The organism is Thauera sp. 28 (genome assembly GCF_000310145.2).
In the GTDB taxonomy this organism is placed as follows: Bacteria; Pseudomonadota; Gammaproteobacteria; order Burkholderiales; family Rhodocyclaceae; genus Thauera; species Thauera mechernichensis.
In genome coordinates this window covers 38,131-47,007 of the sequence record NZ_AMXA01000030.1, presented here as the reverse complement: position 1 = coordinate 47,007, position 8,877 = coordinate 38,131, and the positions used below count along the sequence as shown (strand labels likewise).

8 protein-coding genes are annotated in these 8,877 nt (G+C 68.0%); 7 read left to right on the top strand and 1 reads right to left on the bottom strand.

Annotation, left to right across the window (positions count from 1 at the left end):
• Both C662_RS16385 and ilvA read left to right on the top strand, forming a co-directional pair.
• A partial coding sequence (locus tag C662_RS16385) for an AsmA family protein (RefSeq protein WP_002931531.1) occupies positions 1-908 on the top strand: 908 nt, incomplete at its 5' end.
• A 74-nt stretch (positions 909-982) separates the two neighbouring features.
• Positions 983-2,512 (top strand): threonine ammonia-lyase, biosynthetic, encoded by a 1,530-nt coding sequence (gene ilvA / locus C662_RS16380; RefSeq protein WP_002931530.1) that lies wholly within the window; start codon positions 983-985, stop codon positions 2,510-2,512.
• Positions 2,513-2,530: 18 nt separating this feature from the next.
• On the opposite strand, the gene C662_RS16375 is transcribed toward ilvA, so the two are convergent.
• Positions 2,531-3,124 carry a 5-formyltetrahydrofolate cyclo-ligase gene (locus C662_RS16375; RefSeq protein ID WP_002931529.1) on the bottom strand — a complete coding sequence of 198 codons (594 nt, stop codon included), beginning with the start codon at positions 3,122-3,124 and terminating at the stop codon, positions 2,531-2,533.
• Positions 3,125-3,178: 54 nt separating this feature from the next.
• Between C662_RS16375 and C662_RS16370 the strand changes: the two genes are divergently transcribed.
• The 5 genes from C662_RS16370 to C662_RS16350 all read left to right on the top strand — a co-directional run bounded on the left by C662_RS16370 (position 3,179) and on the right by C662_RS16350 (position 8,876).
• Positions 3,179-5,119, top strand: coding sequence for a lytic transglycosylase domain-containing protein (locus C662_RS16370; RefSeq protein ID WP_002931528.1), 1,941 nt, complete (start codon positions 3,179-3,181; stop codon positions 5,117-5,119).
• A 51-nt stretch (positions 5,120-5,170) separates the two neighbouring features.
• A complete protein-coding gene (locus C662_RS16365) occupies positions 5,171-6,127 on the top strand; it encodes a complex I NDUFA9 subunit family protein (RefSeq protein WP_002931527.1) in 957 nt (318 codons plus the stop codon).
• A 66-nt stretch (positions 6,128-6,193) separates the two neighbouring features.
• Positions 6,194-6,838 carry a glutathione S-transferase family protein gene (locus C662_RS16360; RefSeq protein WP_002931525.1) on the top strand — a complete coding sequence of 215 codons (645 nt, stop codon included), beginning with the start codon at positions 6,194-6,196 and terminating at the stop codon, positions 6,836-6,838.
• Positions 6,838-8,076, top strand: a complete 1,239-nt coding sequence (locus C662_RS16355; protein WP_002931524.1) for a multifunctional CCA addition/repair protein — start codon at positions 6,838-6,840, stop codon at positions 8,074-8,076. The genes C662_RS16360 and C662_RS16355 overlap by 1 nt, the downstream gene beginning before the upstream one ends.
• Positions 8,073-8,876, top strand: a complete 804-nt coding sequence (locus C662_RS16350) for an alpha/beta hydrolase (protein WP_002931523.1) — start codon at positions 8,073-8,075, stop codon at positions 8,874-8,876. Before C662_RS16355 ends, C662_RS16350 begins: the two co-directional genes overlap by 4 nt.
• Position 8,877: the final 1 nt, after the last annotated feature.

The window sequence follows — 8,877 nt, the reverse complement described above, 5'->3', positions numbered from 1 at the left end:
CCGCCCCGGCCGGCGCCGCAACCGCGGCAGCGCGCAACCCCAGCGCGCTCGTCACGCTCGCTGCCGACGGCCGCCTGCGTGTCGGCCGCCTGCGCGCGCACGGCCTGCAGCTAAGCGAGGTCGACCTCGTCCTGAAGGCCGAGGACGGACAGCTCAGGCTCGCCCCACTGTCGGCCTCGCTCTACGGCGGACGCTACAGCGGCAAGGTCGGCATCGATGCGCGCCGCAGCCCGCTTCGGCTCACGCTCGATGAGCGTCTCGAGGACATTCAGCTCGCCCCCTTCCTGCGCGACTTCAGCGGCACGGAAGCACGCATCGCAGGCCGCGCCACGGTGCATGCCCGCCTGCAGGGCAACGCCGACAGCACCGACAGCCTGCGCCGCAGCATCACCGGCCAGGTGGACCTGCGCATCGTCGATGGCGCGCTGAAGGGCATCAACATCGCCCAGATGATGCGCGAGGCGTCCGCCCGCATACGTGGAACGGCAGCGCCCTCTCCGAGCGGGCGAAACGAGACCGACTTCACGGATCTGAGCGCGACACTTCGCATCGCCAACGGCCAGGTCCGCAATGACGACCTCGCGCTGCGCGCGCCCCTGCTCAGACTCACCGGCGCCGGCAGCGCCAGCCTGATCAACGAGACGATCGACTACCGGCTGCGCGCCAGCGCCGTCGCAACCCTGGCCGGACAAGGCGGTGACGAACTCGCCAACCTGCGCGGACTCACCATCCCCATCCGCATCAGCGGCCCGTTTGCCGAGCCCAGGTTCGCACTCGACATCGAATCGCTGGTGGCGGACAGCTTGCGCGAACGCGCGGCCGAGCGCATCGATGAGCGTATCCGCGAGCGCGTACCCGAGGGCGTGCAGGACACACTACGCCGCGGCCTTCGCGACCTGCTGCGCTGAACGCTGCCGCCCCTTGCGACCTTGCCGCCGCGGCTGATACCCTCGTCCGCTTTGCAGCAGAATTTCGGCCGCCCATGACCACCCCCTCGGATTACCTGGAACGCATCCTCAACGCGCAGGTGTACGACGTCGCCGTCGAGACCCCGCTTGACCTTGCTGCAAACCTGTCGGCACGCACCCATAACCGCATCTTCCTCAAGCGCGAGGACATGCAGCCCGTGTTCAGCTTCAAGATCCGCGGCGCCTACAACAAGATGGCCAAGCTCTCGCCCCAGGCCCTCAAGCGCGGCGTGATCTGTGCCTCCGCCGGCAACCATGCGCAGGGCGTGGCGCTTTCGGCGGCAAAGCTTGGCGTGCGTGCCGTGATCGTGATGCCGAGCACCACGCCGGCGATCAAGATCGATGCGGTCAAGGCGCGTGGCGGCGAAGTGGTGCTCGCCGGCGAGTCCTATTCCGACGCCTATGCGCATGCGCTCGAACTCGAGAAGAGCGAAAAGCTCACCTTCGTCCACCCCTTTGACGACCCCGACGTAATCGCCGGCCAGGGCACCGTGGGCCTGGAGATCCTGCGCGCGCATTCAAAGCCGATCCACGCGGTATTCTGCTGTGTCGGCGGCGGCGGCCTGATCGCCGGCGTGGCGGCCTACATCAAGCGCCTGCGCCCGGAGACGAAGATCATCGGCGTCGAGGCGGTAGGCGCCGACGCGATGACCCAGTCGCTGGCGGCGGGCAAGCGCGTCACCCTGGAACAGGTCGGCATCTTCGCCGACGGCGCCGCAGTGAAGGAGGTCGGCGCCGAAAACTTCCGCCTGTGCCAGCAATATGTGGACGAGATGATCGTGGTCGATAACGACGCCATCTGTGCCGCGATCAAGGACGTGTTCGAAGACACCCGCTCGATCCTCGAGCCGGCCGGCGCACTCGCGGTCGCAGGCGCAAAGGAATACGCCCGCCGCCACAAGCTGCGCGACAAGAGCCTGGTCGCCGTAGCCTCAGGCGCCAACATGAACTTCGATCGTCTGCGTTTCGTGGCTGAACGCGCGGAACTCGGCGAACAGCGCGAAGCCGTGCTCGCCGTGACGATTCCGGAGAAGCCGGGCTCGTTCAAGAAGTTCATCAGTGTCCTCGGCAACCGCAACATCACCGAGTTCAACTACCGTTACGCCCACCCGCAGCAGGCACACATCTTCGTCGGCGTCACCGTACACAACCGCAACGAGGTTGCGCGCCTGGTCGAGATGCTGGAACGCCACGAACTGCCGGCCATCGATCTCACCGACGACGAACTCGCCAAGACCCATGTGCGCTACATGGTCGGCGGCCGCTCGCCGCAGGCCGAGAACGAAGTGGTTTACCGCTTCATCTTCCCCGAACGCCCCGGCGCACTGATGAACTTCCTCTCCAACCTGCGCTCGGACTGGAACATCTCCCTGTTTCACTACCGCAACCATGGCTCGGACTTCGGCCGCGTCCTGGTCGGCATGCAGGTCCCTCCGCAGGATAAGGCCGCCTTCGACGACTTCCTGCAGCGCCTCGGCTACGAATACGCCGCCGAGAGCGACAATCCCGCTTATCGCATGTTCCTGTCGGCCAGCACCGGCTGACCCCTCACGGCGGAAGGCTCAGGGCAGCGCCCTGGCCGCCCCCGCCTCGGTGACGATCCACTCCATAGGCTTGTCATGGGGCTGTGGCAGCGTACTCGGTACGCGCCCGAGTTCGAAGCCGACACCGACTGCAACAGTGTCCATGCCAGCCAGGGTGCGGTCGAAGTAGCCGCCGCCGTAGCCCAGCCTGTAGCCGCAGGCATCGAAGGCGTTGAGCGGAACGAGGACGACGTCGGGTATCAGGCTGTCGCCCGCGGCCGGGTGCGGGATGCCGTGGCGGTCCAGCACCATCGGCTGGTCCGGCTCCCATGCGCGGAACACCATCGCGGCATCGCGCTCCAAGACCACGGGCAAGGCGGCCACCCGCCCGGGCGCGGCAACGCGCCAGCCGCACACCCACTGACGCAGATCGGGCTCGGCGCGATAGGGCCAGCAAAAGCCAAGCCGTCGGGGCTGGAGCAGCGCCATCAATCCATCGAGATGCGCCGCCAGGCGCAATGTCAGACAGGCGCGCTGCGCCTCCGGCATTGCCTGCCGGGCACGCAATGCCGCCTCGCGCAGGCGTTTGCGCTGTGCAGCAGCGTCGACGTCGAGCGCGCTTGCGGGGGCCAAGGGATGATCCGTCACTGTGGTATGTTCAGCCTTGAAATGGGAGCAGGCAACAGCATGAAAAAAGCATTCTGGGCAACATTGTTCAGCGCAGCATTCCTGCTGCCCGGAAGCGTGTCCGCACAGTCACCGGGCGAGACCGGAGCGGACCGTATCGTCGCCGCGCGCGAGGCGCTGCGCAAGGGGGATCAGGCACGACTCGAGCGCCTCGCTGCGATACGCGACACGCACGTGCTCGACCCCTACCCGCGCTACTGGCTGCTGGTGAACCGCCTCGCCCGCAGCGAGCCGCCGCCGTCCGATGCGCTGAACGCGTTCATCGCCGAGCATGACGGCAGCCACCTCGCCGAGCGCCTGCGCGCCGACTGGCTGCGCCGGCTGGCACGCGACGGCGACTGGGCGGGCGCGCTACGCCTGCATGCAGCGCTGCAGAACCCGGACGCCGAACTGCGCTGCACGGGCTGGAGCGCGCGCCTCTTCAGCGGCGACGACAGCGGCCTGCACGAGCTTGCTGCGCAATGGGACACCCTGCAGTCTGCGCCCGCGGCCTGCGAACTGCCGATGCGTGCCGCCGTCGAGCGCGGCGTCGTCAGCGAAGATCGCGTCTGGTGGCGCATCCGCCGCCAGATCGATACGCGCAGCCCGAACGACGCCCTCGCCAGCCTTGCGCTGCTGCCCGCGGGCGTGGCGCCTGCGCGCGCGGACCTTGACCAGGCCATCCGCTCGCCCTCGCAATGGCTGGACCGCCTGCCTGCCAACTTCGCCGTCACCCGCGCCGGGCGCGAACTTGCCCTGGCCGCGCTGGTACGCCTCGTGCGCGAGGATGCAGCAGCGGCCCAGGTCCGTCTGCTCCGCATCCAGGACCGCCTGGGCGCGGAGGAGCGCAACTACGTCCATCTGGTGATGGCGATGCATGCGGCGATCGGGCGGCGCCCGGACGCGCTTGCACTCTACGCCGCGGCCGGCAGCATCGAGACCACGCCGATGCAGCGCGCATGGCGGGTGCGCGCCGCACTGCGCGCCCAGGACTGGCGCGCAGTGCGCAGTGCGATCGAGGCCCTGCCCGCAGCCGAAAGCGAAGCCCCGGAGTGGATCTACTGGCTGGGCAGGGCACACGCCGCCGCAGGCAACCGTGACCAGGCCGAATCGCTCTACATGCGCATCGCTGGCGAGGCACATTTCTATGGCATGCTCGCCGCCGAAGAATTCGGCCAGCCCTTCATGCCACCCCCCGCGACCGCAGCGCTGGCGCGTGCCAAGCTTGAGGAGGTCGAGCGCGACCCCAGCCTGAGGCGTGCGCTCGCCCTCTACCAGCTCGACATGCGCACCGAGGCGTTGCGCGAGTGGGTTTGGGGCGTGCGCAATCGCGACGAAGCCTTCCGCGTCGCCGCCGCGCATCTCGCACTGCGCCACGAACTGTACGACCGCACCATCAACACCGCAGAACTGGCCAACCCGAACAGCAACTTCGAGCTGCGCTTCCTGACCCCGTACCGCGATCTCATCGAACCCCAGGTGCGCGCCCAGGGCCTGGACCTCGGCTGGGTCTACGGCATCATGCGCCAGGAGAGCCGCTTCGTCATCCCGGCACGCTCGAGTGCAGGCGCCCAGGGGCTGATGCAGGTCATGCCGGACACCGGCAAGTGGGTGGCGAACCGCATCGGCATGGCGAACTACCATCCACGGCTGCTCACCGACCCGAACACCAACGTATTGCTCGGCACCAGTTACATGCGCCTGATCATGGAAGGCCTCGACGATCATCCCGTGCTGGCGAGCGCAGGCTACAACGCCGGGCCCGGTCGGGCACGGCGCTGGCGCGACAGCATGCCGATCGAGGGCGCGATCTATACCGAGACGATTCCCTTCGACGAGACCCGGGACTATGTCAAGAAGGTGCTCGCGAACGCAGTCATATACTCCGCGATGCTTGAGAAACGGCCACAATCGCTCAAGGCGCGCCTCGGCACGATCGCGCCCGGCACGATCAACGAGTAAGCTTGCCGACATGCGCCTGAATAAACAGTCCAAGCACAGACGAGTGGAACCATGAATCAAAGACGCATCGTCCTCATCGGCGGCGCCGGCTTCATCGGCAGCGCCCTTGCCAACCGCCTGTCCGCGGCAGACGCCAAGGTCATCATCCCGACCCGACGCCGCAGCCGTGCCGGCCATGTCCTGCTGCTGCCCAACGTGGAGGTCGTCGAGGTCGACGTCCATGACCCCGCAGCACTCGACGCCCTCCTTGCCGGCGCTGACGCCGTGGTCAACCTGGTCGGTGTACTGCACTCGCGGCCGGGCACGCCCTTCGGCCCCGACTTCGCGCGCAACCACGTCGAATTGCCACAAAAGATCGTCACCGCCTGTCGCAACGCCGGCGTGCGCCGCCTGATCCATATCAGCGCACTGGGCGCCGCTGCCGACGGCCCCTCCGAGTACCAGCGCTCCAAGGCCGCCGGAGAGACGGCAATCCGTGCTGCCGGCCCGGACGTAGCATGGACCATCCTGCGCCCCTCGGTCGTGTTCGGCCGCGGCGACAGCTTCCTCAATCTCTTCGCCGGGTTGGCCGCAGTGTTCCCGGTGCTGCCGCTTGCCGGCGCAGGCACGCGCTTTCAGCCAGTGTATGTCGAGGATGTCGCAGAGGCGGTGTGCCAGAGCCTTGCCCGCCCCGAAGCCGAAGGGCAGACCTACGAACTCGCCGGACCGACGGTCTATACCCTGCGCCAGCTCGTCGAGTACGTTTCTGCGCTTGTCGACAAGCCGCGCCCGGTCATTGCGCTTCCCGACGGCCTCGCCATGGTCCAGGCCCGCTTGATGGAGCTTGCGCCGCAGCCGCTGATGAGCCGCGACAACGTGCGCTCGATGAAGGTGGACAACGTCGCCAGCGGCGAGCCCCTTCCTTTCGGGCTCCCCCCGACCGCACTCGAGTCGGTCGCCCCCGCCTGGCTTGGCCAGCAGGGCACGCGCGCGCACTACTACCCGTTCCGCCGCCTGGCGCGGCGCTGAACGGTTGCGGCGCCGGGCACAGGCGCCGCTGCTGCCATTTTCCACCACCGTGACCCGGAGTCCGCGATGAAGCTCATCATCGGCAACAAGAACTATTCGTCCTGGTCCCTGCGCGCCTGGCTGGCGGCGCGCGAGGGCGGCTTCACCTTCGAGGAAATCCGCATCCCGCTGTTCATCCCCGGCAGCCGCGAGCGCATCCTGTCGCATTCGCCCTCGGGTAAGGTGCCCTGCCTGAACGACCATGGCTTCGCGGTGTGGGACTCGCTGGCAATCGGCGAGTACCTCGCCGAGAAGCAGCCAGCCCTGCTTCCCACCGACCCCACCGCACGCGCGATCGCCCGTGCAGTGACGGCCGAGATGCACGCCGGCTTTCAGAACCTGCGCAGCCGCATGCCAATGAACGTCCGCAAGGATTACACCGGCTTCGGCCACAGCCCCGAGGTCGATGCCGACATCGCCCGCATCGTCGCCATCTGGAACGATTGCCGCAGCCGCTTCGGCCATGACGGTCCCTATCTGTTTGGCCGCTTCAGCCTCGCCGACGCCGCCTACGCCCCCGTCGCCTTCCGCTTCCAGACCTACGGCGTCAAGCCTGAAGGCGATGCCGGCGACTACCTCGCCACCCTGCTCGCCAATCCCCACATGCAGGACTGGGCCGCCGCCGCACGTGCAGAGACCGAGTCCATTCCCGAAGAGGATCTGTACGGTTGATGCAGGCCTATGTCGTTGGCGGGGCGGTACGTGACGCCCTGCTCGGGCTGCCGGTCAAGGATCGCGACTGGGTCGTTGTAGGCAGCACGCCAGAGGCGATGCTGGCCGAGGGCTTCAGGCCTGTGGGACGCGACTTCCCGGTTTTCCTGCACCCGCAGACCCAGGAGGAATACGCGCTCGCGCGCACCGAACGCAAGTCAGGCCACGGCTATGCCGGCTTCGTCTGCCACGCCGCACCCGATGTCACCCTCGAACAGGACCTGCTGCGTCGCGACCTCACCATCAACGCCATCGCGCGCGACCACGACGGTCGGCTGATCGACCCCTGCGGCGGCGTCGCCGACCTCGAGGCCCGCGTCTTCCGCCATGTCTCTCCGGCCTTCGCCGAAGACCCCGTGCGCATCCTGCGCGTCGCACGCTTTGCGGCCCGCTTCACCGACTTCAGCGTCGCTCCCGAGACGCTGGCACTGATGCGGCAAATGGTGGCAGCAGGTGAAGTCGACCACCTCGTGAGCGAGCGCGTGTGGCAGGAACTTGCCCGCGGTCTGATGGAGCAGCGCCCCTCGCGCATGATCCGCGTCCTGCGCGAGAGCGGTGCGCTCGCCCGCCTCCTCCCCGAACTCGACCGTTTGTTCGGCATTCCGCAGCCAGCGAAGTACCACCCCGAGATCGACACCGGGGAGCACGTGCTGATGGTGATCGACCAGGCCGCCACCAGCGGCCAGCCACTCGCCGTGCGCTGGGCCTGTCTGCTTCATGACCTGGGCAAGGGCGACACACCCGCGCACGTCCTGCCGCATCACTACGGCCACGAGGCAGCGAGCACCCGCCGTGCGCGCGAAGTCTCGGAACGCCTGAAGGCACCGGCGGACTGCCGCGACCTTGCCGAGATGCTCGCCCGCGAGCACGGCATCCTTGGCCAGGCCGCAGTGCTGCGCGCAGACACCATGGTCAAGCTGATCGAGCGCTGCGACGCGCTGCGCAGGCCGGAACGCTTCCTGCTCATGCTCCAGGGCGCAGCCTGCGACCATAGCGGACGCGGCGCCGGCGCCGGCACCATCACAGCCCCTGCCGACTGGCCGCCCTTGTTGCGCTGGGAGGCAGTGCTTCACGCGGTCCGCAGCATCGACGCGGGTACAATCGCCCGCAACTGCCGGGACAAGGCATCGATCCCGCAAGCCCTGCACGCCGCCCGCGTGGCGGCCGTGAAGGCCCTCGACAGCAAGGATTCCGCATGAACGCCACCCGCTTCGGCGAACTCGAGGTGCTGTGCCACGCACCCGCGCGCCCCACGCATGACACGCCGCTGCTCTTCATTCACGGCGCCTACATATCGGCCTGGTGCTGGGAAGAGCACTTCCTGCCCTGGTTCGCAGAACGCGGCTGGGCCGCCTATGCGCTGTCGCTGTCCGGACACGGGGCAAGCCGCAAGCGCGCGCTGCTCGACTCGTACTCGATCGACGACTACGTGCGCGACGTCGCCGAGGTCGTCGCCCGCCTGCCCGCTGCACCCGTGCTGATCGGCCACTCGATGGGCGGCATGGTGGTGCAGAAGTACCTGGAGCAATACGACGCGCCCGCGACCGTGCTGATGGCCTCTGTTCCGCCCCAGGGCCTGATGGGCTCGGCCTTCGGCCTCATGCTGAAGCGTCCGACGCTGCTCTCCGACCTCAACGCCATCATGACCGGCAACGACGTCAACATCGACAGCCTGCGCGAAGCCCTCTTCCACCAGCCGGTGGATGCGGCCGACCTGCGCCGCTACTACACGCTCAGCCAGCCAGAGTCCCACCGCGCGATCTGGGACATGTCGCTGTTCAACCTGCCCCAACCCGCGCGCATGCACCAGCCGCCGATGCTCATCCTCGGCGCCCGCCACGATGCGCTCATCCCACCCGACCAGGTGCACATGACGGCATCCACCTACGGCCGCCAGGCAGAGATCTTCCCGGACATGGGCCACGGCATGATGCTGGAGCAGGATTGGGAGCAGGTCGCGCGCCGCGTCGAAGCCTGGTTGATCGAGCGCAGCCTTTAAC

Bases quoted from the DNA above. Each gene is read 5' to 3' on its own strand.
- ilvA (WP_002931530.1), top strand. From the start codon at position 983: ATGACCACCCCCTCGGATTACCTGGAACGCATCCTCAACGCGCAGGTG.
- C662_RS16370 (WP_002931528.1), top strand. From the start codon at position 3,179: ATGAAAAAAGCATTCTGGGCAACATTGTTCAGCGCAGCATTCCTGCTG.
- C662_RS16365 (WP_002931527.1), top strand. From the start codon at position 5,171: ATGAATCAAAGACGCATCGTCCTCATCGGCGGCGCCGGCTTCATCGGC.
- C662_RS16360 (WP_002931525.1), top strand. From the start codon at position 6,194: ATGAAGCTCATCATCGGCAACAAGAACTATTCGTCCTGGTCCCTGCGC.
- C662_RS16355 (WP_002931524.1), top strand. From the start codon at position 6,838: ATGCAGGCCTATGTCGTTGGCGGGGCGGTACGTGACGCCCTGCTCGGG.
- C662_RS16350 (WP_002931523.1), top strand. From the start codon at position 8,073: ATGAACGCCACCCGCTTCGGCGAACTCGAGGTGCTGTGCCACGCACCC.